The sequence below is a fragment of the Goodfellowiella coeruleoviolacea genome (genome assembly GCF_024171785.1).
GTDB classification, from domain to species: domain Bacteria; phylum Actinomycetota; class Actinomycetes; order Mycobacteriales; family Pseudonocardiaceae; genus Goodfellowiella; species Goodfellowiella coeruleoviolacea.
In genome coordinates this window covers 184581-210718 of the sequence record NZ_JAMTCK010000002.1, presented here as the reverse complement: position 1 = coordinate 210718, position 26138 = coordinate 184581, and the positions used below count along the sequence as shown (strand labels likewise).

Below are 26138 nucleotides of genomic sequence, written 5' to 3'. Positions count from 1 at the left end.
CCTCACTGAGCCTGGTTCCGCTTCTTCTTGAAGGTCTCACCGATGACCGCGGGCACGATCCGCTCCGGCTCCTCGTAGATCGGCTCACCCTTGATGTAGCCGGCGGACTTGCGCTCCTTGTCCTCTTCCTTGCGCCCACCCGCGGCGCCGGCGCCCATCCCGGCGCCCATCCCGGTCTGGCCGGGGCTGGCCGCGGCGCCGGCCGCGCCACCCGGGCCGAACCCGGCCGCCGCGGCGGCCCGGCCGCCCGCGATCGCGCCGGCGGCGCTGCCGCCGCCCGGCACCTGGCCCGCGCCGCCGGCCGCGCCGGCACCCGCGCCGCCGCCAAAGCCGCTTCCGCCGACGCCGCCGCCTCCGCCGCCGATGCCACCGCCGGTGAGCAGACCGCTCTTGGACGGGAAGTCACCAATACCGCGGCCACCAACACCACCCGCACCGGCCACACCGGCCGCACCACCGGCGCCACCGACACCGGGCATCGGGTACTGAGTGGACGAACCAGGCACAGGGGGCATCTTCGGCACCGAGGTGCCGCCCGGGCCGCCCGTGCTGGTTCCCGGCACGTAGCTGTTGGGGTTGAACGCGGCGGGGTTGTACGCGGCGGGGTCCACGCTGCCCGGGGTGTAGGTCTTCGGGTTGTAGGTGGACGAGCTGGGGGCGCCGTTCTTGCCGGTGCCCGTGGTGAGGCCGCCGGTGCTGTACGGGGTCGGGGTGTACCCGCCGGTCGTGGTCGCCGGAGGGCTGTACGACGACGTGTGCGTGGTGTCCGGGACGTAGGTCCCCGGGTTGAACGTCGAGGGGTTGTAGGACGACGGGGTCTGCGCCGTGGGCGTGTAGACCGACGGGGCGTAGCCGGACTGGTTGGTGGTGGTCGAGCCACCCGTCTGCGGCACGTAGTCGGCCGGGTTGAACTGCGGGATCGACGCGGTGCCGCCGCCCTGGACCTGGCCCGGCGAGTACCCGGTGCCCACCGAGGGCATGTTCGCCGCGGCCGGCGTGCCAACACCGCTGGCACCGGTGTCCATGCCCGACCAGGACGCACCACCGACCGTTCCCGGCACGTTCGTCATCGGCGTCACCAGCGGGGTGGCGCCCGACTGGCCGCCGCCACCGGCCTGGACGGACAGCGGCGACATCGGGGTCGTCAGCGACTGGCCGCTGCCGTCCACACCCTCGCCGCCGACGGTGGGCCTGCGGGCCAGCGTCTCGTCGCTCACCACACCGCTGTGCAGGGTCGGCTCGGCGACGGTCCGATCGCTGCGCAGCATGCGCGCTCCGCCGCCGCCACCCATCGCCCCGTCCGCGACCGGGTTGGGCGGCGGGGTGAACCGCGGCATGCCGCTGTCCACCGCACGGGAGTTGAACTCCATCGTGCTCATCACCGCGACAGCCTGCTCGTGGGCGGACCGCGCCTGCTCGCTCTTGGCCCGCACGTCCTGCACGGCCGCGGCGAAGCCGGCCAGCCCGCCGCTGGCGAAGCCCATCGCCAGGGTGGCGTTGACGTCGAACTCCACCGGTTCGGGCATGGTCATCCTGGCAGCCGCCACGATCAGGCCCTGGTCGTTGACGGCGCGGCCCATGGCCTCGGCGGTCTGCCCGGCCGAGCCGTTCCAGTCGATCAACTGGCGGATGGCGTCCCTGGCCGCCTCGGCGGCCTCACCCTGCCAGCCCGACTCGGTGGCGGCCAGCTTCTCGGACATCACCCGGGTGGCGTCGGCCATCTCCGTGCCGATGCTGGTCCACTCCGAGGCCAGCTGCCCGATCTGCCCGGGGTCGTTGTTCATGTGCACCGCGTTGTACAGGTCGCGGTGCGACATCGACGCCCAGTTCTGGGTGGTGGTCAGCACCAGGTCCGAGTCTGGCGCGGGTCCGTTCTCCTGACGCAGCCGCTGCGATTCGGCGATCGCCGCGACCGTGAACATCGCGCCAGGAGATAACTGGCTGGCCTGCTCGTCCTGTGCCATCAGAAGTCTCTCTTCCTCACCGAGCTAATCAGGGGTGTTCTCTGCGTGGGGCGCGCGGTCAGTCGACCAGCCTGGTGAAGGTTTCCGCGTTCGAACGCTCAACCTCGGAGTAGCGGGCCATGGCCCCGGACACCGCGTCGTGCGCGTCCTGGAGAACACCGCGGTAGTTGGTCAGCACCGAGCCGAAGGAGTGCTCCGCGTCGGAGCCCGCCCGGCGCTCGATCTTCTCCGCCATGGCCTCGCCGACCGGGTTCTGCCCGATGGGCACTCGACGCGCCATCGCGCTCGCCCGCCGCGCCCAGCTGTCGACCTGGTCGATCTGCTCGGTCAACATGGACAGCAGGGCGTTTCCCGCCTCCTTGTCCAGGACCACCTGTCCGGATCTGACAGCCTGCTGCAAGGAGGCCATCCGCTTGGCGAGGATCGCGACCTGGGCCACACTCGGGGCTGTTGCTATCTGCTGCGCGGTGTTCACCAACTGGACCGCGGCCGCCGCCCGCGCGGCTGCGGCACCGGACTCTGTGGGTGTGGCCTCATTCATCAGCGTTCCCTTGGCGGAAGAGGTCTTGATCGAATCGCACCCACGGCCGGATGTCGCCGGAGGCGCGTGACCCGCGCGAGACTACGCCATGATCGACATGCCGTTGGCGATGTGGCCTTGAGTGCACAGCTTTCCTGGCTTCATACATGACGGTTGACACCAGCGTTGCGACGGCGACCCTAGCGCGGATCACGCGCGGATGGCCACGAAGAACAACCGGCAGAACTAGCGTACGGCTAGTTCTGCCGGCTGTGGGAAGATTCTTTTCGCTTAGGTGACCCCGAGCGCTGGGGGCTGAGGTCACGCAGGGAAGCGCGGGATCGGCGGGTTCGCGGGGAGTGGTGGATGGCGGGGGGCGGCGACTCGGACACGCGGCTCGCACGTGACTTCGGTGTTCTGCTGGCCAGTTACCGACGTGCGGCGAACCTGACCCAGGAGGCTCTCGCCGCCGCTTCCGGACTGAGCGTACGCGCGATCAGCGACATCGAGCGAGGCCGGGCCCGTGGCCCGCAGCAACGCACGGTCGACGCGTTGAGCGCCGCGCTGGGGCTGGACCAGGCGGAGCGGGACCGGTTCACCGCCGCCGCGCGGCTCGGCCGGCGCCGGCCGGCGCGGTCGACACCGACCGAGCCGGACTGGCCGGTCACGGCGCTGCACGCGCTGCCCAGCTCCATCGGCGACCTGACCGGACGCGCGGTGGAACTGGCCCGGCTGGTCGAGCTGGCCACGGGCGCGGTGGCCGGGCCAGCCCCGGGCGCACCGGACGGGACCGCGGTGACCAACCGGGTGGCGGCCATCTCCGGCCTGCCCGGTGTCGGCAAGACCAGCCTCGCCGTGGCGGTCAGCCACCGGGTCGCCGACCAGTTCCCCGACGGCCAGCTCTTCCTCGACCTGCGCAGCATGGACCAGCAGCCGCTGTCCCCGGCCGAGGCGCTGTCCCGGGTGCTGCGCTTCCTGGGCATCGCCGAGGCCCGCATCCCGCAGTCGCTGGACGAACGCGCCACCCTGTACCGCGCGCTGCTGCACGACCGCCGGGTGCTGGTCGTGCTGGACAACGCGGCGGACGAGGCGCAGGTGCGGGCGCTGCTGCCGAGTGGCCCCGGCTGCTTCGTGCTGGTCACCAGCAGGCAGGTGTTGGCCGGGCTGGAGGCGGTCCACCGGGTGCTGCTGGACGTGCTCACCGCGCAGGAGTCGGTGACCCTGCTGGCCAAGATCACCGGACCGGACCGGGTCGCGGCGGAGCCCGCCGCCGCCGCGGAGGTGGCCGCGCTGTGCGGTCACCTGCCCCTGGCGTTGCGCATCGCCGGCAACCGGCTGGCCAGCCGACCACAGTGGACGTTCCACTACCTGGCCAGGCAGCTCGGTGACCAGCAGCGGCAGCTCGCCCTGCTCAGCGCGGGCGACGTGCAGGTCAGGGCGGCCTTCGCACTGTCGTACCGGCAGCTCGACCCGGCGGCCAAGCTGATGTTCCGCCGGCTGTCGGTGGTGCCCGGCCCGGATTTCGGCGTCACCCTGGGCGCGGTGGCGGCCGGTGTCGACCTGTTCGCCGCCGAGGAGGCCATCGACAAGCTGGTGGACGCCAACCTGCTGCAACTCGCGCCGACCGAGGGCCGTTTCCGGTTTCACGACCTGATCAGGAACTTCGCCGCGCAGACCCTGGCCACCGAGGAGCCGGACGCCGGGCCGGCCTCGGCCGACCGGGTGGCCGGCTGGCTGGTCGACACCGCCACCCGGGCCGGCCGCTTCTTCGACCCGGACCGGCAGGGTCTGCCGGCAGAGCAGCGCGCGGGCTCCGCCGACCGGGCGGACACCGCGGACCTGCCCCGGCCGGAGTTCACCAACCGGGCCGAGGCACTGTCCTGGTTGGACGTGGAAATCGCCAACTGGTGGCCGGCGGCCAGGGCGGTGGCGCGGGCCGGTGGGCACGAGCGGGTGCTCGCCCTGGCCATCGCCATGCACTGGTACTCGGACGTGCGGGTGCAGCCGCACCCCTGGCACGAGCTGTTCCGGCTGGGCGTGGCCGCGGCCAGGGCGCTGGGCCGGCGCCGCGACGAGGCCGTGCTGCTCAACTTCCTCGCCTGGGCGCTCTACTACTGCCTCGGCCGCAACCACGAGGCGCTCGCCGTGCTGGTCCAGGCGCTGGAGGCGGCGCGTGAGGTCGGCGACCAGCGCGAAGCCGGCTGGGCCATGACCTACACGGCCGCCATCCTGGTCCGGCTGGGCCAACCCGACCGCGCCATCGACCAGTGCCAGCAGGCCGTGGCCAGTTTCCGGGCCGCCGGCTACCTGCTGGGTGAGGTCACCGCGCTGTCGGCACTGGGTGTGGCGCTGGGCGCGCAGCAGCAGTTCGACCGGGCACTGGAGATCCACCAGCAGGTCCTGTCCTGCTACCGGGGCGCGCTGGCGGCGCGGGCGCCCGACCACGCCAAGGGCGGCACGGCGATCGCGTTGCTGTCGATCGCCGAGGACCTGGCCGGTCTGCGCCGGTGGCGGGACGCGGTGGACAGCTACCAGGAGGCGGTGCGGCTGTTCCTGGCCAACGGCCACGAGTGGTCGGCGGCCAGGGCGCGGTACGGGCAGTCCCTCGCCCACCGCCAGCTCGGCGAGTTCGACAGCGCGCTGCGCTGCCTCGAAGAGGCGCGCGCCGAGTTCGTCGACAGCAACGACCTGCTCTGGCAGGCGCGCACCGCCTCGGCGCTGGCCGAACTCGCGGCCGAGTCGGGGCAGCACGAGCTGGCCCAGGCGCATCGGGAGCGGGCACTGCAGCTGTACCACGAGCTGGGCTCGGACGAGGCCCAGGCGTCGGGGTGAGCAGCCGGGGGCCGCGGCTCACTGACCGGGGGCGGCCTGGGCGAGGCGTCGCACGGTCGCCACGATCTCGGCGTTGGACACGCCCTTGACCAGGCATTCGGTCACGCCCACCCGCCGCATCTGGTCCAGCGCGCCCATCTCGCTGTGGGCGGAGAAGGCCAGCAGCCGGGTGTTCGGCGAGCGCAGCCGGATCTCCCTGGCGGCGCGGGTGCCGCCGCCACCGGGCATGCGCACGTCCAGCACGGCCACGGCCGGGGTGTGCTGCTCGGCGAGCACCACCGCCTCCCCGGCGTCGCGGGCGACCGCGATCACCTCCAGGTCCGGTTCCGCGTCCAGCACCGCGCGCAGTGCCGACCGGATCATCGCGTCGTCGTCGGCGATGAGCACACGCGACCGCGGTGGCGTGGTCATGGCCGCTCCGGGAGGGGCAGGATCGGCAGGTTGGGCAACCAGAACTCCACGGTGGTTCCCCTACCGGGTTCACCGGTCATGGCCCACCACCCCCCGGCGATCTCGGCGCGTTCCCGCATCTCCAGCACGCCGAAGTGGTCGCCGCCCGGTTGCCTGGTGACCGGGCCGTCCACTCCGACGCCGTTGTCCACCACCCGCACCAGGGTGCCGTTGTCCACGGTGCGCACGGACACCTCGACCGCGCTGGCCCTGGCGTGCTTGAGCACGTTGACGAGTGCCTCCTGGCAGATCCGGAAGATGGTGACCGCGGTCTCCGGCCTGGGTTCCTCGTGCAGCTCGTCACGCAGCGAGTGCGACAGCCGGGACGCGGGCAACGCCTCGGCCATGTAGCTGGACAGCGCCGCGATCAGGCCGTGTTCGTCGATCACGGGCGGCCGGAGCCGGAAGACCAGGTTGCGCAGCCGGCCGATGGTGTCGCGGATCGACTCGTCGAGCTGACGCAGTGCGGTCGCGTGCTCCTCGGGCAACTGGCTGGCGAGCAGTTGCAGCCGCATGCCCACCGCCACCATGGACTGGATGGAGTCGTCGTGCACGTCCCAGGCGATCCGGCGGCGTTCCATCTCCTGCACCTCGACCAGGTGGCTGAGCAGCCGCCGGCCCTCGCTGAGTGCCTGCTCCGCCATGCGGCGCTCGGTCAGGTCGCGGGTCACCTTGCCGAAGCCCCGCAACTCACCGGTCTCGTCGAACAACGCCGTGATCACCACGTTCGCCCAGAACCGCGACCCATCCTTCCGAATCCGCCACCCCTCATCCTCCAACCGCCCCTCAGCAACCGCCACCTCCAACTCCCAATCCGGCTTACCCGCCGCCACATCCTCCGCCGGATAAAACGTCGAAAAATGCCGCCCCACAATCTCATCAGCCCGATAACCCTTGATCCGCTCCGCACCCGCATTCCAACTCGCCACGTAACCACGGGTGTCCAACATGAAAATCCCGTAGTCGAGCACGTTCTGCACGAGCAGCCGGAACCGCTCCTCGCTCTCCCGCAGCCGCTCCTCCGCCATGCGGCGCTCGGTCAGGTCGCGGGTCACCTTGCCGAAACCCCGCAACTCACCCGTCTCGTCGAACAACGCCGTGATCACCACGTTCGCCCAGAACCGCGACCCATCCTTCCGAATCCGCCACCCCTCATCCTCCAACCGCCCCTCAGCAACCGCCACCTCCAACTCCCAATCCGGCTTACCCGCCGCCACATCCTCCGCCGGATAAAACGTCGAAAAATGCCGCCCCACAATCTCATCAGCCCGATAACCCTTGATCCGCTCCGCACCCGCATTCCAAGTCACCACGTAACCACGGGTGTCCAACATGAAAATCCCGTAGTCGAGCACGTTCTGCACGAGCAGCCGCAGGGCGGTGTCCGGCGGGCGCACCGGTGGGGGGATCCGCCTGTCGTGCCGCTGGGGGGTGGAGCCGTCGTGCATACCGCTACCTTGCCTGACCGGCGGGTGGTCGGCACGCGGGTGGTCCGGCGCGGGCGGCGCCGGTGTGTCTCAGACCACGACCGGCTCATCCTCGGCGGTGGTCGAGGCGAGTCGGGGCACCAGTTCACACCAGACGGTCTTGCCGCCGTCCTCCGGGACGACCCCCCAGTCGGCGGCGAGCCGCCCCACCAGGCGCAGGCCCCAGCCGCCGGTCGCGCCGGCGGGCCGCAGGGTGGGCAGCACCGGGCTCTGGTCGGCCACTTCCACGCGGAGCCTGGCGCCGGTGTTGGCCAGGCGGAGCACCGGAGCCCCCCTTCCGTGCCGCAGCGCGTTGCTGACCAGCTCGGACACGATCAGCACCACGTCGTCGTGCCAGCCGGGGTAGGACCAGGCAACCAGGGCCTTCCGGGCGAACTCACGCGCCAGCGCCACACCACGACTGTCGTCGGGCAGGCTGAGTTCGGCGCGCGCCGGGAACCGGTTGTCCACGATCGCACTATTCGGCAGCCCAGCCGTGATCACGAGACGCAGCGACGTCAGGTGCGCATGATGCACCCGACATCCGCGCACTGATGCAAACGCATCAGCCCAGCAGGCCCTCACGGCGCGCGATGGCGACCGCCTCCAGCTTGGACCGCGCTCCCAGCTTCTCCAGCACCCGCTGCACGTGGTTGCGCGCGGTGTTGCGGGCCACCCCGAGCCGCTCGCTGATCTGCTCGGTGCTGGCGCCGTCCGCCATCAGCAGCAGCGTCTCGTGCTCACGCGCGGTGAGCGCCAGGCCACCGCGGCCCCGGTGGGCCAGCACGTCGAGCACCCCGGCGAGCAGCCCGGACCCGTACACCACCTCGCCCGCGGCCACCTGTCGGACCGCGGTCTGCAACTCGTCGAGCCGGGACGACTTCAGCAGCACGCCCGCGCCCCCCGCCTCGGCCACCCTGGCGGCCACCGCGGCCGTGGCCTCGCCGGTCAGCACCAGCACGCGCACGCCGGCCGCCGCGGCGGTGAGCTTGCTGATCGCCGTGATCCCGTCGCCGTCGGGCAGCCGCCGGTCCAGCAGCACCACATCCGGTTCGCACTGGTGGGTGTCGACGAGCGCCGCCGCGATCGACCGGGACTTGGCCACGATCTGGATGTCGGCCGTCTGCTCCAGCGCCAGCGCGATCGCCTCGGCCACCATGTCGTGGTCTTCGACCAGAACCACCCGGATCGGTCTCGGTGGGCTCGTCGATGACGGTGGCATGCGGAAGTGTCCCCTGGTTCTTGGTGGTGCTGGCGCCCCATCGTAGTGTCCGCCTCCGACCGGCGCTCACCCCGAAGGCCCGGCCTCGTCACTGCCCTCATCAGGCCGGCGATCGGCACTCGGCGCGCCGCGGGCGGGCAGCGGTCACCCGCGACGGATTGTCGGTGCCCGTTCCTAGGGTTGCGCCAACACCGGACCAAGGAGTGGGCGTGCGGCGATTCGAGTATGTGGCGGAGCGGTCGGAGAAGTTCTGGGAGATCGACCTGGCCGGCCGGTCGGTCACCGTCCGATATGGTCGGATGGGCACCAGCGGACAGACCCAGACCAAGGAACTCGCCTCGCCCTCGGCGGCTCAGGCCCACCACGACAAACTGGTCGCCGACAAGGTCCGCAAGGGCTACCAGGAGGTCGCGGCCCCGAACGGGGCGCTCCCGGCCGCGGCGCGCCCCTCGGCCCAGGAGGACGCGTCACTCCCGGCCGCGGCCGCGGCGACCGAGCCCAGCGCCGAACCCGTTGACCTGGCGGAGCAACTCGCCAGCGAGGACGTCCTCGACATCCCGCCCGCCTGGCGGCGCACGCTGCACCCCCGGCGCGGCGGCGTTCCCGGTCCCCGGGTGGTGCTCGACCAGCGCGCCGCCGAGACCCTCTGGCAGCACCTGGACGTCGAGCGGGAACAGCTCGCCCCGAACACGCTCAGGGGCGTGATCCAGCGGATTCTCGACTCGCCGGACACCGATCCCGAACTGGCCGCCCAGGGCCGTGCCTACCTGGACCACGCCACGCTCCCGCCACGCGACCACGAGTCCATGACCCCGCTCGGGGCGGCGGCGGTGGCCAGGGCGTTCGCCCACTCCCTCAACTGGCACGAAGACGACAGACTGGGCGGGCTCACCGACGCGTGGCTCACCACGCACGGCGTGGTGTTCACCGCCCGAGCCGTGGTCGAACTCGTTGGACTGGTCACCGCGGGCGATGACGCCTCCGCTGTCCACCTGCGCCCGTGGGCTCCAGGCGACAACGAGCACGTCGTGCTGCGTGGTGCCGTCCGCACCGCCATCTACCGACTCAGGGCGTTCCTGGCGCAGGCCGGCGACGACGACTACCACGCGGTCACCGAGGCCCTGGCCGACTACCGCGGCGGCTGCCCGCTGCAGCGGATCGTGGTGTCGTTCCTGCTGCCCACCAGGACGGACTGGGTCAGCCAGGACTGCGCCACCGCGGCGTCGACCGGTGACGCGACCGGCGTGGACCTGCTGCTGTGCTCGCTCACCTCGGTCGAGCAACTCGACCAGGTCGCCGACCTGTTCAACACCTGGCTGCTGTGGCGGTATCCGGCGCCGCTTCCCACGCTCGTCGAGGGAGTCGGCGCCGGTGCGGCCGCCACCCTCGCGCGCTGGTTGGACAAACCGAACCACGCCGCCGACATCAGCAAGCGGCTGCTCGCCACGCTGGCGGCGCTCCCCTCCGACGAGGCCCTCGACCACCTGCTCAACCGGGTCGACCAGAAGTACGTGCAGCCGGTCGTGCTCGACGCGCTGCGGCGCTACCCGGCCAGGGGACTCCGTCTGCTCGCGGCCAAGGCTGCGGCCAACAGCTCCGCCGCGCGCACGGCCGCAGCCCTGCTTCGTTCCCACGTGCTGGCCAGGCCCACGCTGGTCACGGCGTTGTTGCCGGCCCTGCCAGCGGCACTGCGCGAGCGGATCGAGGCCATCACCGAGTCCAGCGGCGTTGCCGAGGCGCCCGCCGAGTCGCTGCCGTCCGTCCTCGTGTCCCCGCCGTGGCTGTCCCGTCCCAAGGCGGTGCAGCCGACCGTGATCACCGGTCTGGTCGCACCGGAGACGACCGAGATCGCCTGGCAGCCGGGCGAGCAGGAGGAGTGGGCGAACCAGCAGACCTGGTTCGACCGCTGGACGATCCGGGCGGATCGCGACTGGGCCGACCTGGCCGCCGAGTTCACCACCGGAAAGATCCGGAACGCGGTCGCCTTCATGGTGAAGGGTCCGGAGGAGGTCGTGCGACCCCTGCTGCGCGACTGGCGCCCACGGGACACCTACAGCTCGGACGGCTGGTTGAGGCGGCTGATCGGTCGGTACGGCTTGGACGCGCTGGGACCGGCCATGCACGTCGCCAGGCACGACCCGCGCCAGGGTGCCACCGTGCTGTTAATGCCCTTTGCCAGCACCGAGATCGCCCTGCTGATGGCCGACTGGTTCACCCGGCTCAAGTCGGTTCGCCAGGCCGCGCTGGCCTGGTTCCACCGGCATCCCGAGGTCGCCGCGCGCGGGCTCGTGCCCACCGCCGTGGGCAGCCCGGGCAAGCAGCGCCGGGCCGCGGAGAGCGCGCTGCGGGCGATCGCCTCGGGCGGACACGCCACCGAGGTGCTGCGGGCCGCAGCGCACTACGGCGAGCAGGCCGTCGAGGTCGTCCGCTCGATCCTGGACACCGATCCCCTCCAGGTGCTGCCACCGCGCATCCCCGCGCTGCCGGCCTGGCTGGAACCCGGCACGCTCCCGCAGATCCTGCTGGCAGACCGCGCGCAGGCGTTGCCGCGCACCGCGATCCAGCACCTGTGCACCATGCTGGCGATGTCCACACCGGACGACGTCTACGCCGGGGTGGACATCGTGCGGGACGCGTGCGACCGGGAGTCGCTGGCCGAGTTCGGCTGGGCGCTGTTCCAGAGCTGGCAGTCCGCGGGCATGCCGGCCAAGGACGGCTGGGTGCTCACCGCGCTGGGCTGGCTCGGCGACGACGAGACCGTCCGCCTGCTCACCCCGCTGATCCGCGCCTGGCCCGGGGTGGGTGGTCATGCCCGCGCCGTCGCCGGACTCGACGTGCTCGCCAGCATCGGCACCGACGTGGCACTCATGCACCTGCACGGCATCGCGCAGAAGGTGAAGTTCCGCGCCCTGCGCGAGCGCGCGCAGGACAAGGTCAACCAGATCGCCGAGGAGCTGGGGCTGACCGCGGAGCAGCTCGCCGACCGGCTGGTTCCCGACCTCGGCCTCAACCCGGACGGCAGCCTGACGCTGGACTACGGACCGCGCAGGTTCGTGGTCGGCTTCGACGAACAGCTCAAGCCCTACGTCACCGACGAGAACGGCACCCGCCGCAAGGACCTGCCCAAGCCGGGCGCCCGCGACGACCAGGACCTCGCACCGGCCGCGCACAAGCGGTTCGCCGCGCTGAAGAAGGACGCCCGCGCCGTGGTCGCCGACCAGCTCCGCCGGCTCGAACGGGCCATGGTCACCCAGCGTCGCTGGCCGGCCGCGGAGTTCCGGGCGCTGTTCGTCGACCACCCGCTGATCTGGCACCTGGTCCGCCGCCTGGTGTGGGCCAGCTACGACGAGGCCGGGCATCTGGTGCGCGCGTTCCGGGTCGCCGAGGACCGCACCCTCGCCGACGTCAACGACGACAGCGTCGAACTGGGCGAGGACACCGTGGGCATCGCCCACCCGCTGCACCTGGGCGCGGACCTGGACGCCTGGTCGGAGGTGTTCGCCGACTACGAGATCCTGCAACCCTTCCCGCAGCTCGGCCGCGACACCCACCACCTCACCGACGAGGAACGCGCCACTCACACCATCACCAGGTTCGCCGGCCGGACCGTGCCCACCGTCAAGGTGATCGGCCTGGAACGCCGCGGCTGGGTGCGCGGCGCACCGCAGGACGCCGGCGTCCAGTGCTGGACCTACCTCCCGATCGCCGCTGGCCGGACCGTCACCATCAGCCTCGACCCGGGCATCATCCCCGGCGAACCCGCGTACTGGCCCGAGCAGAAGCTCACCGACATCTGGCTGAGCACCGCGACCCACGGCGACTGGCGCCCACCGGCGGCCAACGGCGAGGTGACGCTCGGGACACTGGACCCGGTGGTCGTCTCGGAACTGTTGCGCGATCTCACCGACCTGACCCGCTAGCGCGCCCGAGCGAGCAACGACAGATGCAGACGCGACATGTGTCGGACGTGGCCGACCAGGTGGCCAACCGAGTGGCAGCGGCCGGCGCGAGCGCGTCGGCGCCCGGTTCGGTGTCCACCGTGGAGGAACCGGCTGCCGAGAGCGTCCTCGCCGTTCCGGCCGAGTGGCACCGGTTGGTCCACCCGAGGCGGGGCGGCCTGACCGCGGGTCCGGTGCGGGTGCGCGATCGAGCCGTGGCCAAGCTGGCGCAGCGGCTGGCCGGGATCCGGGACGAACTCGTCCCGGTGTTGAGCCTGGACGCGAACGACCCGCTGGTGAACAGCGCCGGCCAGGCCCACCTCAACGACAGCGGCCACGCCGAGGCGGAGCACGCCGAGCCCAGCCCGCTCGGCGCCGCCGCGGTGGCCTGCGCCGCGGCGCACCTGCTGCCGGGCGTGCGGATGGCGTCGTTCGCCGAACTGTGGATCAGCGAACACGGTCTGGTGTTCGCGGCTCGCGCGCTCGTCGAACTCGTCGGCCTGACCGTGGACGCCGATGTCTTCCGGACCGTGCACAGCCTGCGGCGGCAGGGTGCTGACCCGGTGGACGACACCCTGCTGCTGTACGGGGTCGGCGGCTACGCCATCGCGCGGGAGCTGCGTCGGCACCTGGCTGGCGCCACCGACCAGGACTACCGGGCGGTCGTCGACGCGCTGGCCGCCCACCTCGGTGGATCGCCGGTGCAGCGGCTGGTGCTGCCGTACCTGCTGCCCACCCAGACCGAGTGGGTGGCACGGGCCTGTGCCGATGTCGCGGAGGTCAGCCCCCAGGCAGCCGAGATCCTGGTGTACGCGGTCAGCTCGGTCGACCAACTCGACCAGCTCACCGAGCGCGTCGCCCCGGGCCGGCTGCTGGAACGCGAGGACCTGCTGCCCACCCTGGTCGACGGGATCGGGCCGGCCGTCGCCGGAAGGATCGCCCGGTGGCTGGACGCGCCGCACCTCAGCGACGCCGTCCGAACGCGCGCGTTCCGGGTGCTCGCCGTGCTGCCCACGGACGAGGCACTGGGGCTGCTGGGTGACCGGCTGGAGGACAGGTGCGCGCGGCCGGCGGTGGTCGAGTCGCTGGAGAGGTTTCCCGTTCGCGGGCTGCGCGTGCTCGCGGCCGCGGCCTCGGTCACGACCCCGGCCAGGTCGGTCAACGCGCTCACCGCGGCCCATCTGCTCCGCGTTCACGTGGTGAAGCACCAGGAGGTGGTGGCGGCGGCCCGCCCCGCGCTGGCTGCCGCACCGCGGGCCCTGGTCGAGCAGGTCGTGGCGGCAGCGGCGGTCGAGGACGCGCCGGCGGAGGCGCTTCCGGCCGTGCTGGTCGCTCCGCCGTGGCGTGTCCGCCGCCGCGCCGTCCCGCCGGTGGTGGTGCCGGGCCTGGTCGCGTCGGCCGAGCCCGGTGTCCGGTGGGCGGCGGGCGAACAGGAGTCGTGGGCGGAGGTACCGCCCTGGCTGTCGACCTGGTCAGCCGCGAACACCCCCGGCTGGGACGCGCTCGCCACGCGGATCCAGGCTCAGCCGGACTCCGCCGACGTCGAGTTCTTCCTCAACGCCCCGGACGAGACAGCACGTCCACTGCTCGGCACGTGGCACCCGGACGAGCTGTCCGCCCCGGCCGAACTGCGGCCGGTCGCCGCGCGTTTCGGCACCGCCGCGCTGCCCGCGCTGCTGCGTGCGGCGCGGACCAGTCCCAGTCGCCTCGGTGCTCTGCTGATGCCGTTCACCAGCGCGGAGGTCGCCACCCTGATGGCCGACTGGCTGGTCCGGCTCAAGTCCGCTCGCCACCTCGCACTGGCCTGGTTGCACCGACACCCCGGCGCCGCCGCCCAGGGGCTGGTCCCCACCGCCGTCGGCGGCCCGGGGCAGCGGCGCAGGGCAGCCGAGAGCGCGCTGCTGGCCATCGCGGCGGCCGGCCACGACGCGGACGTGCGCGCGGCCGCACAGCACTACGGCGGCGCGGCCGCCAACGCGGTCGACGCCCTGCTGGACAGCGATCCGCTGCACATCCTGCCGTCGCGGATTCCCGCACTGCCGGACTGGCTCGACCCCACCGCACTGCCCAGGGTGCTGCTCGCGGACGGCCGAGGCGCCCTGCCCCAGACCGCCTTGGCGCACCTGTGCACCATGCTCGCCATGTCCGAACCCGGTGCGGTGTACGCCGGAATCCCGTTGCTCCGCCAGGCGTGCACGGCTGAGTCGTTGGCCGAGTTCGGGTGGGCGCTGTTCCAGGACTGGCGGCTCGCCGGCGCCCCGGCCAAGGACGGCTGGGCGCTCACCGCGCTGGGCTGGCTCGGCGACGACGAGACCGTCCGCCGGCTCACCCCGCTGATCCGCGCCTGGCCCGGCGACGGTGGGCACGCCCGCGCGGTCGCCGCGCTCGACGTGCTCGTCGGCATCGGCACCGACACGGCACTCACCCACCTGCACAACATCGCCCAGCACGTCAGGTTCGCGGGCCTGCGCGAACAGGCCCGGCGCAGGATCACCGACATCGCCACCAGCCTCGGCCTGACCGCCGAGCAGTTGGCCGACCGCCTGGTGCCCGATCTCGGTCTGGACCCCGACGGCGGCCTCGTCCTCGACTACGGTCCACGTCAGTTCACCGTCGGCTTCGACGAGCACCTCAGGCCCCACGTCCTCGACCACACCGGCGCCCGCCACAGCGACCTGCCCGAACCAGGTGCCCGCGACGACCAGGACCTCGCACCGGCCGCGCGCACGCGGTTCGCCGCGCTGAAGAAGAACGCGCGCGCCGTGGTCGCCGACCAGGTCCGCCGGCTGGAAGCCGCCATGATCACCCAGCGGCGCTGGACATCGGCCGAGTTCCACACCCTGTTCGTGCGCCACCCGCTGTTGTGGCACCTCGCTCGGCGTCTGGTGTGGACCAGCCAGCACGGGGCCGGTCCGCCGCGTGCCTTCCGGGTCGCCGAGGACCGCACCTTCGCCGACGTCCACGACAACACCGTGCACCTCGACGCGCACGACGTGGTCGGCATCCCCCACCCGGTGCTGCTCGGCGCGGACCTCACGGCGTGGGCGGCGGTGTTCGGCGACTACGCGATCGTGCAGCCCTTCGCCCAGCTCGGCCGGGACGTCCACCGGCTCACCGCCGAGGAGCGGGACTCGTTGACCCTGGACAGGTTCGTGGGGGTCACCGCGCCCACCACCGCGGTCCTGGGGCTGGAGCGCCGAGGCTGGGCGCGCGGTGCGGCGGAGGACGGCGTGCAGGAGTTGGTCCACCTGCGGACGCCGGGCAACCGCAGCGTGGTGGTCGCTCTCGATCCGGGCGTTGTCGTCGACGATCCGCTCCAGGAGCCCAGCCAGACCATCCGGCACGTCTGGCTCAGCAGCCACTCGCGAATCGCCTGGGCCACTCCCCACGCCGCGAACAACCTGGCCTTCGGGGCGCTCGACCCGGTTGTCGCCTCGGAGGTGTTGCGGGATCTCACCGAGCTGGTCGGCTGACCGTCCACAATTGTCAGTGGGCCGGTCTAGGGTGTCGACCAACACCCCCGACCAGGAACGATGACGACAGATGCACGCAACCGACTCGGCCTCGACGACCGCCGGAGCGGCGCCAGGCACCCCCGTGGTCGAACTGCCCGACGAGGACAGGTTCGTCCTGCCGCAAACCCTGGTGGACAGGGTGCACCCGCGCCGGGGCGGCAGAGTGGAGCCGAGTGTCGTCCTCGATCCGGACGCCGCCAACCAGTTGCGCGAGCAGATCAACGCCGTGCGTGCCGGCGTCGACGAGATCGTGGCGCACCCGGACACCGACGAGGTGGTGGCCGCCGCGGCGCGCGGCTACCTCGACCACGTGGACTCCACCTCGACCGCGGTGGACGGCGTTCCGCCGCTGGGCGCGGCAGCGGTGCTGCTGGCCGCGGTGCGTGCCACCCGGTCGACGCACCGCGACGCGCTGCGGTCCTTCGTCGACGCGTGGATCGTCGAGCACGGTGTGGTGTTCGCGGCACGGGCGGTGGTCGACCTCGCCACCCTGAGCACCGGATCCGGCAAGCACATGTACCGCTGGACCTCCATCGAGCACCTGGGGTTGTCCGAGTTCGCCCGCGTCGGTCTGGCCCGGATGCGCGCCGTGCTGGCGGTGGTCGGCGACGCGGACTACCGGGCCGCGGTGGACGCGCTCGCGGACCGTCGGACCCGGACCCAGCTGCACCAACTGGCTGTGTCGTTCCTGGTGCCGACGTGCGTCGACTGGGTGACGGAGAGCTGCGCGGTCCCGTCCCAGGTGGACCGCCACGCGCTGGAACTGCTGGTGTGCTCGGTCAGCTCGCTCGACCAGCTCGACGTGATCGTGAGCCACCTCGATCCGTGGTGGGTCTCGGAGTTCCTGCCACGAGCCCTGCTGGAGTGCCGGGAAGCGCTGCCGACGATCACCGACGCCATCGGATCGGACATCACCTTCGTCATCTCCTGGCTGGGGTGGAAGGCCTTCCGCAGCACGGTGCAGAAACCCGTGCTCGCCCTGCTCAAGGCGACCCCCACCGACGCCGCGTTCGAACTGCTGTTGGACCGGTCCTGGCACGGCGAGGTGCGGCAGGCCCAGCTCGACGCGCTGACGCGGTTTCCCATGCGCGGACTGCGGCTGCTCGCGGCCAGGGTCGCCGCCCGGTCGGCCGGGGCGGACGACGCGGTGGAGCGGGCCGCCGAACTCCTGCGCGGCCACGTGCTGCGCCACCCGGACCTGGTCGCCGCGGTCCTGCCCACCCTGCCCGACGAGCTGCGCGCGACGGTCGAGTCGGTGCGCGCCGCCGTCGCCACCGCGCCGGAGGCACCCGCGGCGCTGCTGCCGCCGGTCCTGGTCAGTCCACCGTGGACAGCCAAGGCGGGTGCCGCCAAGAAGGCGGTGCGCGCCGGGCTGGTCGCGCCGAGCGAAGCCAGTGTCAGGTGGCGGCCTGGCGAACAACAGGAGTGGGCGGACCGGGCGCCCCAGCACTACCTCAACCGGCCCGCCCAGTGGGGCGACCGCGACTGGACCGCGCTGGCGAAGAGCTACACCGCTGGCGCGCTCTCCTGGCCGGACCCCTTCTTCCTCCAGGCACCGGAGGAGATCGTCCGACCGCTGCTGTCCAGCTGGGAGCTGGAAGACGGCTGGGACGCCGGGGCCGTCGCGCGCGCCCTCGCCGGCCGGTACGAACTCGACGCGTTGCCCGTGATCCTGCGCATCGCCCGCGCCAACCCCCGCGAGCACGCCCAACTGCTGATGCCGTTCGCCAGCGCCGAGATCGCCACGCTCATGGCCGACTGGTACGACCGGCTCAAGACCGTTCGCGAGGTGGCCCTGGCCTGGTTCGAGCGGCATCCGCGCGCCGCGGCGCTCGGCCTGATCCCCGCCGCGCTCGGCAAGCCGGGCAAACGCCGCACCGCCGCGGAACGGGTGCTGCACGCCGTCGCGTCGACCGCCCCCGAGACGGTGCGCGACGTGGCACGCGGTTACGGGCCCGAGGTGGTCGACGCGGTCGACGCCCTGCTCAACGCCGATCCCCTGCACGCGCTGCCGGCTCGGCTGCCCGCGCCGCCCAGCTGGCTGGAGGTGGTGCTGCTGCCGCAGATCCTGCTGCGCGACCGCGCCCACGCACTGCCCGCCACGTCGGTCGAGCACCTGTGCACCATGCTGGCCCTGTCCCGGCCCGGCGAGGTCTACGCCGGTGTGCCGATCGTCAAGGACGTCTGCGACCCGCGGTCACTGGCCGAGTTCGGCTGGGCGCTGCTCGACGCCTGGTACAGCGGTGGCATGCCGGTCAAGGACAGCTGGGTGCTGGACGCCCAGGGCTGGCTGGGCGACGACGACACGGCCGCCCGGCTGCTGTCCTGGAAGGGGCTGATCAGCCACGCCCGCACCCTGCGCGCCCTGGACGCGCTCGCCGCGATCGGCACCGAGACCGCGCTGCGGACGCTGCACGCGGTCGCCGAGCGCCGGGACACGATCGCCGAGGTGCGCGAGCGGGCACAGCAGCGCATCACCCAGGTCGCCGCCGGGCTGGGCCTGACCGTTGAGCAGCTCGCCGACCGGTTGGTGCCCGACCTCGGGCTGGACGCCGACGGCAGCCTGCTGCTCGACTACGGGCCGCGCCGGTTCGTGGTCGGCTTCGACGAACAGCTCAACCCGTACGTCACCGACGAGAACGGTCAGCCCCGCAAGAGCCTGCCCAAGCCGGGCGCCCGCGACGACGCCGAACTCGCACCGGCGGCCCACGCCCGGTTCACCGAGCTGAAGAAGGCGGCCAGGAAACTGGTCAAGGAACAGCTGCGCCGGTTCGAACACGCCATGATCGCGGAGCGCCGCTGGTCGGTGGCTGACTTCCGCACGCTGCTCGTGGCGCACCCGCTGCTCCGGCATCTGGTGCGGCGCCTGGTCTGGATCCGCTACGACGGGGACGGCCAACCGGGGCGGGCCTTCCGCGTCGCCGAGGACCGCACGTTCGCCGACGTCGAGGACACCACCGTGCACCTCGGTGACGACGACCTCGTCGGTATCGCCCACCCGCTGCACCTGGGCGCGGAGCTGACCGCCTGGGCCGAGGTGTTCGCCGACTACGAGATCCTGCAGCCCTTCGCGCAGCTCGACCGCGAGACGCACCAGCTCACCGCCGAGGAGAGGACCGCGACCAGCCTCACCCGCTTCGAGGGCCGCACCGTGCGCACCACCCGGGTGCTGGGGCTGGAACACCGCGGCTGGCAGAAGGAAGACGCGGAGTTCCAGCGGCCCTGGTCCTGGATCGAGCGCGAGCTGCCCGGCGGGCACACCGTGGTGCTCAACCTGGACCCGGGGGTGCTGCTGGGTGAGTTGGCGCGGACACCGGAGCAGCGGCTGGTCAGCGTCCACCTCGCCGGCGGGGGCACATTCGGTTCGCTCAGCCCGGTGGTCGCCGCCGAGGTGCTGCGCGACCTCGTCCACCTCACCGCGTGGTCGAACTGACCGCGCGCGGAAACCAGCACAGGCACGATCAAGCACAGGCACGATCAAGCACGATCAGCCGGCGCCACCCCGGCTGGCGCGATGACCACGACACGACGCGGGAGCGACCGTGACCGACCACAAGCTACAACGACCGCCGGCGGAGATCCGCTTCGCCGACGAGCTGGCGCGGCTGCGCGAGACCGACACGGGCGCCCGCCCGCCCGGCTGGCAGCTCAGCCTGGACGCCGCGCGCCGGTTCATCATCGGCGACCAGAAGGCGGACATCAGCCGCAAGTTCGTGGGCGACCCGTCCCTGATCGACCGGGCCCTGGTGACCCTGGCGACCAGTCGGGGGCTGATGCTCGTGGGTGAGCCCGGCACGGCCAAGTCGTTGCTGTCCGAACTGCTGGCCACCGCGATCAGCGGCGACTCCACCCTCACCATCCAGGGCGGCGCGGCCACCACCGAGGACCAGATTAAGTACTCGTGGAACTACGCGCTGCTGGTGGCCGAGGGGCCGTCCACCCGCTCGCTGGTTCCCGCGCCCATGCTGCGCGGCATGGCCGAGGGCAAGGTGGTCAGGTTCGAGGAGATCACCCGCTGCCCGCTGGAGGTCCAGGACTCCATGCTGTCGCTGCTGTCCGACCGGGTGCTGGCCGTGCCCGAGCTGACCGGGGCGGAGAGCATGGTCTTCGCCCGGGAGGGCTTCAACGTGATCGCCACCGCCAACACCCGGGACCGGGGCGTCAACGAGATGAGCGCGGCGCTCAAGCGGCGGTTCAACTTCGAGACGGTGTTCCCGATCAGCGACTTCACCATCGAACTCGACCTGGTCGAGTCCGAGGCCTCGGCGTTGCTCGCCCGCTCGGGCGTCACCACACCGCCCAGCCGGGACGTGCTCGAAGTGCTGGTCACCACGTTCCGCGAGCTGCGCTCCGGGGTGACCGAGCACGGCGCGACCATGGACCGGCTGTCCACGGTGATGAGCACGGCCGAGGCGGTCTCGGTCGCGCACGCGGTGGGCCTGCGCGGCTGGTTCCTGCGGGGTGAGGCCGGCACACCGGCGGACATCGTGGAGTGCCTGGCCGGCACCGCGGCCAAGGACAACGCCGAGGACCTGGCCCGGGTGCGGCGGTACCTGGAGCAGCAGGTGCCCAAGAAGAAGGGTCCGCAGTGGCGTGCCTTCCACGCCGCCCGACACGCCCTGCCCGGCTGATGCCCGCGACCTTCGTCGGCGTCCGCCACCACAGTCCGGCGTGTGCCCGGTTGGTCGCGGCGACCATCGCCGCGCAGCGTCCGGCCTACGTGCTGGTCGAGGGGCCGGCGGACTTCAACGGGCGCGTCAACGAACTGCTGCTGGGCCACGAACTGCCGATCGCCATCTTCAGCTACTACCGCGACGGCAAGCGGGCCAACGCGGCGTGGTCACCGCTGTGCGCGTACTCGCCGGAGTGGGTCGCGCTCACCGCCGCCCAGCAGGTGGGTGCCGAGGTGAAGTTCATCGACCTGCCCGCGTGGCACTCCGCGCTGGCGGACCGGAGCAACCGCTACGCCGACGCGGAGCAGCGCTACGCCGACGCGATCGACCGGTTGTGCCGGACGTTCGCGGTGGACAACGTGGACACCCTGTGGGACCACCTGTTCGAGGTTCCCGATGACGACGGGCTGGCCGAGCGGCTGGCCGCGTACTTCGACCTGATCCGGGGCGAGGCCGACGCCGACGAGAACGACCGGGCCCGTGAGGCGTACATGGCCGAGTGGGTGCGCGCGGCCGTGGCGCAGGCCGGCGACCGGCCGGTGGTCGTGGTCACCGGCGGGTTCCACCGGCCGGCGCTGGTCCGGCTCGCCGCCGACCCGGCTTCCACAGTGGACTGGCCGGCGCTGCCCGCGCTGCCCGACGGCGCACTCGGCGGCAGCTACCTGGTGCCCTACTCGTTCAAGCGGCTCGACGCGTTCGACGGCTACCAGTCCGGCATGCCCTCCCCCGGCTACTACCAGCGGGTCTGGCAGGACGGACTGGAGAAGGCGGCCAGCGGGCTGGTCGAGTCGGTGGTGGCGCGGCTGCGGAACCGCAAGCAGGTGGTGTCCACAGCGGACCTGATCGCGGCCAGGGCCACGGCCGGTGGCCTGGCCCGGCTGCGCGGGCACCGCCACCCCGCCCGCACCGACGTGCTGGACGGGCTGGTGGCCGCGCTGGTCAGCAACGCGCTGGACACGCCGCTGCCCTGGACCACCCGGGGCCACCTGGCCACGGGCACCGAGCCGGTGGTGGTCGAGATGGTGGCGGCGCTCAGCGGTGACCAGGTGGGCCGGCTGCACCCGGACAGCCCGCTGCCCCCGCTGGTGCACGACGTCACCGCCGAACTGGAGCGGCACCGGCTGGACGTGACCGGCCCGCTCCAGCTGGAACTGACCGCCGAGCCCGATCTGGCCCGCAGCCAGGTGCTGCACCGGCTGCGCGTGCTCGGCATTCCCGGCGTGCGGCGGGACAGCGGGCCCGATCTCGGTGGCGCGCCCCTGCTGGACGAGCGCTGGCAGCTCAGCCCCGACGCGGACCGGCTGTCCGCGTTGATCGAGGCGGGCGCGTACGGCGCCACCCTGGTCGACGCCGCCCTCGCCGCGCTGGACGAGCGGGTCACCGGCAACGACGGCGACATCGGCGCGCTGGCGGCGGTGCTGTTCGACGCGGCCCTGTGCGGGCTGCCCGACCTGTCGGAGAAGGTGCGGGACGCGATCGCCCGCTGCGTGGGCAGGGCCAGCGAACTCGGCCCGCTGGGCCAAGCCCTGGCCACCGTCCTGGGCCTGTGGCGGCACGACCGGCTGCTCGGCAGCGCGCACAGCCCGACCCTGGGTGCCCTGATCACCTCGGCGACCACCCGCGTGCTCTGGCTCGCCGAGGGCATCCACGGTGGCCCCGCCCCGGCCAACCTCGGCCGGGTGAGCGCGCTGGCCGCGGTCCGGGACGCGCTGCTGCACGCCGGTCAGGAACTCGGCCTCGACCGCGAGGCCCCACTGGCCCTGGCCCACCGGCTGGCCGTGGACCAGACCGTGCCGCCCGATCTGCGGGGCGCCGCGCTCGGGTTCGCGCTGTCGCTGGGGGTGGCCGGCGAGCCGAGCGCCGCGGCGCGTGGCGCGGCCAGGCCGGAGGTGCTGGGCGACTGGCTCACCGGGTTGTTCGCGCTGGCCAGGGAGACGCTGTTGGCCGGGGACGGCGAGGCCGGCGACCCGGCTGGGCCGACCCTGCTCGCCGTGCTGGACGAGACCATCAGCACCATGACCGAGCACGACTTCCTGGTGGCGCTGCCCGCGCTGCGCCAGGCGTTCGGGTTCTTCCCGCCGAGGGAACGCGAGACCATCGCGCGCCGGCTGCTGGACCGCCGGGGAGTGCGGGCGTCAGCGCGGGACCTGCTGCGGGTCAGCGTCGCACCGGAACTGCTGGCGCAGGCCGCGGAACTGGAGGCACGGGTTGACGAACTGCTGGCCGGGGAAGGCCTGATCGACGTGGAGAAGTCGGCATGACGGACGGTGCGGGGACGACCCCCGAGGCGGATCGGCTGGCGCTGGAGCGGTGGCGGCTGGTGCTCGGCGCCGCGGGCAGTGCCTGCCTGGGCGGTCAGGGGCTCGGCGAGTCCGCCGCCGGCCAGGACGCCGCCCTGGACTGGCTCTACGGCCGCGACGAGGAGTGGGACCAGCGGGAGGTGCGGCGCGGTGGCGACCGGCAGGGTGGCGCCGGCCCCTCCGTGCTGACCACGGTGGACTGGCTGGACAACATCCACCGGCTGTTCCCCAAGGAGACGATCGAGCGGCTGGAGCGGGACGCGGTCGAGCGCTACGAGATCCACGACGTGGTCACCGACCCGGCCGTGCTGGAGCGCGTCGAGCCGAACCCGGCCCTGCTGCGCGCGGTGCTGCGCACCAAGCACCTGATGAATCCCGAGGTGCTGCGGCTGGCCCGGCGCATTGTCGAGGCCGTCGTGCGGGAACTGGTGGAGCGCCTGGCCACGGAGGTGCGTCAGGTGTTCCACGGGACCAGGGCGCGGCGGCCCAGCCAGTTCCGGGTGGCCCGCAACTTCGACTTCCGCCGCACCATCCGGGCGAACCTGGGGCACTACCGGCCGGACGAGCGGCGGCTGTACCTGGAGACAGCGCACTTCTTCTCCCGCACCCGCCGGCACATCGACCAGTGGCAGGTCATCCTGCTGGTCGACCAGTCGGGGTCGATGGTCAGCTCGGTCATCCACGCCGCGGTCACCGCCGCGTGCCTGTGGGGGCTGCCCGGCGTCAAGACGCACCTGATCGCGTTCGACACCGAGGTCGTCGACCTCACCTCGGACGTCACCGACCCGGTGGAGCTGCTGCTCAAGGTCCAGCTCGGCGGCGGCACCGACATCGCCAGGGCGGTGGCCTACGGCGCGCAGCTCGTGGAGAACCCCCGCCGCACGATCTTCGCGGTGATCAGCGACTTCTACGAGGGTGGCAGTGAGTCGGCGCTGGTGCGCGGGGTGCGCCAGCTGGTGGAGCAGGGCACGCGCGTGCTCGGCTTGGCCGCGCTGGACGAGGAGGCCAACCCCGACTTCGACCGGGAGCTGGCGCAACGGCTCGCCGACGTGGGCGCGCGGATGGGTGCGATGACCCCTGGACAGCTGGCCGAGTTCGTCGCCGAGTGCGCGGCGGGGTGAGGTGACCGTGGAGACAGCCATGACTCGCGACGACCTGATCGCCCTCACCCCGGAGGCGCTGATCGCCCTGGCCAACCGGGGGCTGGTCAAGCGCGCCACCAAGGAACTCGACAGCGGCAACGGCCCGGAGGTGGCGGTCGAGGCCGACGGCACCGTGCTGGGCCGGTTCCCCGACGGGGTGCGGACCGCGCTTCCCGTGGGCGCCGGCCTGGACGCGGCCTCCTGCTCCTGCGGCGCGCCGGGCGTGTGCCGGCACCGCATCGCGTTGGTGTTCGCCTACCAGCGCCAGGTCGCCACCACCAGCGCCGAGGGCGGCGAGTCGGCGAACGCCGTTGGCGGCGAGTCGGCGTCGGCCACCGCACCGGTCGCGGCGGAACCGGTCACCCGGTGGTCGCCGGGTGAGTTCGACGATGCCGCGCTGGAAGCCCAGTTGGGCAGCAGGGCGCTCGCCTCGGCGCGGCGGACGTTGCGCGCGGGCTATGCCGCCACCGTGCGCCGGCCCACGGCCAGCAGTCCGGTGCCCGTCGTGGAGCTGGCCTCGTGCGCGGTGCGCTTTCTGGTTCCCCACCAGCTGGGCTTCGTGCACACCGACGCCGCACCCGGCAGCCGGGATGACGTGGTCGCGCTGGCGGTCTGGGCCTGCCGGGAAGCCGACCAGCGCGACCCCGACGCCGACGAGCTGCGGCTCAACGTGGGTGGCCAGACCGAGCAGGGCACCGGGTCCGGCATCGAACCAGCACTGGGGCTGGTCACCGAGCTGCTGCTGGACGGCGCGGCGCAGGCCGGTACCGGCCTGGCCGCCACCCTGGCGCGCGTGCGCCGGGACCTGGACGGGCGCAACCTGCGCTGGCCGGTGGCCGCGCTGGACGACCTGACCGACCAGCTCAACTCCTACCGCGCGCGCAGCGCCCGACACCACCCGGAGCGGGTGGCTGAGCTGATCGGCGAACTGCACGCGCGGCACCGCGCCGTGCGCAACAACGCGGCCAGCCCACGCACCCTGGTGCTGGGCACGGAGGAGTCGGCCGAGACACCACTGCGGCGGGTCCGGCTCGTCGGGCTCGGCTGCCGGGTCAGCGGGGTGGACGGGGAGCGCACGGCGGAGGTGTTCCTCGCGCACGCGGACACCGGCGTGGTGCTGGTGCTGCGCCGGACGTGGGAGTCCGGTGTGGACGCGGCGCCGACCGGGCACGACCTGGCCGCCCGCCGGGTCAGCGGCACCACCCTGGGCAGGCTGGCCATCGGCAACGTGGTGACCGAGTCGGCCGTCCGCACCGCGAGCCGAGCCGTGCGGATCGCCTCCAACCGGGTCGCCAAGACCAGCATCCTGCCCTCGGACGGGAACTGGGCGGACCTCCCGGACACCCTGCTGGTGCGGGACTTCGCCGCGGCGCACACCGCCATGCGCGGTCTGCCGCCACGCGTGATCCGGCCCCGCGTCGAAGCGGAGTTCGTGCGGGCGGTCGAGATCAGCGAGGTGCGGTCGGTGGGCTACCACCCGGGCGCGCAACGCCTGGACGCGGAGATCCTCGACGCGCGAGGACAGTCGGCCACGGTGTCGGCGTCCTACCGGTCGGCCTGTCCCGGTGCGCTCGACTCGCTGGAGCGCGCGCTGCGCGGGGAGCTGGGCCGCCCCAGGTTCGTCAGCGGCACCCTGCGGCGCACGCGTGGCCGCCTGGTGATCGACCCGGTCGCCGTGGTCGCCGGGACAGCCGTGATCGTGCCCGACTTCGCCCCCGGTGACGGCAGCACCGGGCTGGAGCTGGCCGCCGACCCGGCGACCGACCCGCTGACCGACGCGATCGACGCGGCACTGGCCCTGCTCGCCGAGGCAGCGCACCGCGGCCTGCGCCACCTCCCCGCCACCTTCGCCGAGCGCGGCACCGAGGCGGCCAGCACCCTGCACCGGGTGGGTTTGACCAAGGCCGGCGAGGCCCTGCGCGAGTTCGCCGCCGCCACGCCAACACCCGAGCGGGCGGTGACCCCCTGGCTCAACGCCCAACTCCGGTTGCAGGTCACGGCCGAGAGCCGGTGACCCGGTGGCCGGGAGTCGGTGGTCCTCGCCGGTGGGCGGTGGTTGACGCCGTGATCCGGCTGACCGCGGTTCCGGCCCGGTGGCGCGGCAGGATGAGGTGGC

The 26138-nt window shown here is 72.8% G+C and carries 14 protein-coding genes; 8 read left to right on the top strand and 6 right to left on the bottom strand.

Going from position 1 to position 26138, the window contains the following annotated elements; all coding sequences use genetic code 11:
• Positions 1-2: 2 nt before the first annotated feature.
• Entirely contained in the window at positions 3-1964 is a 1962-nt protein-coding gene (locus LX83_RS04375) for a WXG100-like domain-containing protein (protein WP_253767293.1), read from the bottom strand.
• A gap of 58 nt (positions 1965-2022) precedes the next feature.
• A complete protein-coding gene (locus LX83_RS04370) occupies positions 2023-2505 on the bottom strand; it encodes a hypothetical protein (RefSeq protein WP_253767291.1) in 483 nt (160 codons plus the stop codon).
• 345 nt (positions 2506-2850) lie between these two features.
• Here LX83_RS04370 and LX83_RS04365 point away from each other — a divergent pair, with 345 nt between their 5' ends.
• Entirely contained in the window at positions 2851-5316 is a 2466-nt protein-coding gene (locus LX83_RS04365; protein WP_253767289.1) for an ATP-binding protein, read from the top strand.
• Between the two features lie 18 nt (positions 5317-5334).
• Here LX83_RS04365 and LX83_RS04360 read toward each other — a convergent pair whose 3' ends face one another.
• The 4 genes from LX83_RS04360 to LX83_RS04345 form a co-directional block, all read right to left on the bottom strand.
• Positions 5335-5727, bottom strand: coding sequence for a response regulator (locus LX83_RS04360; RefSeq protein WP_253767287.1), 393 nt, complete (start codon positions 5725-5727; stop codon positions 5335-5337).
• Positions 5724-7163: a PAS domain-containing sensor histidine kinase gene (locus tag LX83_RS04355; RefSeq protein WP_308203917.1), complete on the bottom strand. Its 1440-nt coding sequence runs from the start codon at positions 7161-7163 to the stop codon at positions 5724-5726. Before LX83_RS04355 ends, LX83_RS04360 begins: the two co-directional genes overlap by 4 nt.
• A 120-nt stretch (positions 7164-7283) precedes the next feature.
• Positions 7284-7703: an ATP-binding protein gene (locus tag LX83_RS04350; RefSeq protein ID WP_253767285.1), complete on the bottom strand. Its 420-nt coding sequence runs from the start codon at positions 7701-7703 to the stop codon at positions 7284-7286.
• 94 nt (positions 7704-7797) lie between these two features.
• The gene (locus tag LX83_RS04345; protein ID WP_407649476.1) at positions 7798-8415 is read right to left on the bottom strand and encodes a response regulator transcription factor; all 618 of its coding nucleotides are present in this window, start codon (positions 8413-8415) and stop codon (positions 7798-7800) included.
• 248 nt (positions 8416-8663) lie between these two features.
• Between LX83_RS04345 and LX83_RS04340 the strand changes: the two genes are divergently transcribed.
• From LX83_RS04340 to LX83_RS04310, 7 genes are all read left to right on the top strand, one after another.
• Positions 8664-12374, top strand: coding sequence for a WGR and DUF4132 domain-containing protein (locus LX83_RS04340; RefSeq protein ID WP_253767282.1), 3711 nt, complete (start codon positions 8664-8666; stop codon positions 12372-12374).
• 23 nt (positions 12375-12397) lie between these two features.
• On the top strand, positions 12398-15865 hold the full coding sequence (locus LX83_RS04335; RefSeq protein WP_253767280.1) for a DUF4132 domain-containing protein: 3468 nt from the start codon (positions 12398-12400) through the stop codon (positions 15863-15865).
• A gap of 70 nt (positions 15866-15935) precedes the next feature.
• Positions 15936-19340: a DUF4132 domain-containing protein gene (locus LX83_RS04330; protein ID WP_253767278.1), complete on the top strand. Its 3405-nt coding sequence runs from the start codon at positions 15936-15938 to the stop codon at positions 19338-19340.
• Positions 19341-19449: 109 nt separating this feature from the next.
• Positions 19450-20538 carry an ATP-binding protein gene (locus LX83_RS04325; RefSeq protein ID WP_253767276.1) on the top strand — a complete coding sequence of 363 codons (1089 nt, stop codon included), beginning with the start codon at positions 19450-19452 and terminating at the stop codon, positions 20536-20538.
• A complete protein-coding gene (locus LX83_RS04320) occupies positions 20538-22841 on the top strand; it encodes a DUF5682 family protein (RefSeq protein WP_253767274.1) in 2304 nt (767 codons plus the stop codon). Before LX83_RS04325 ends, LX83_RS04320 begins: the two co-directional genes overlap by 1 nt.
• Positions 22838-24001: a VWA domain-containing protein gene (locus LX83_RS04315; protein ID WP_253767272.1), complete on the top strand. Its 1164-nt coding sequence runs from the start codon at positions 22838-22840 to the stop codon at positions 23999-24001. The genes LX83_RS04320 and LX83_RS04315 overlap by 4 nt, the downstream gene beginning before the upstream one ends.
• Positions 24002-24020: 19 nt before the next feature.
• A complete protein-coding gene (locus LX83_RS04310) occupies positions 24021-26036 on the top strand; it encodes a hypothetical protein (protein ID WP_253767270.1) in 2016 nt (671 codons plus the stop codon).
• The last annotated feature ends 102 nt before the right edge of the window (positions 26037-26138 follow it).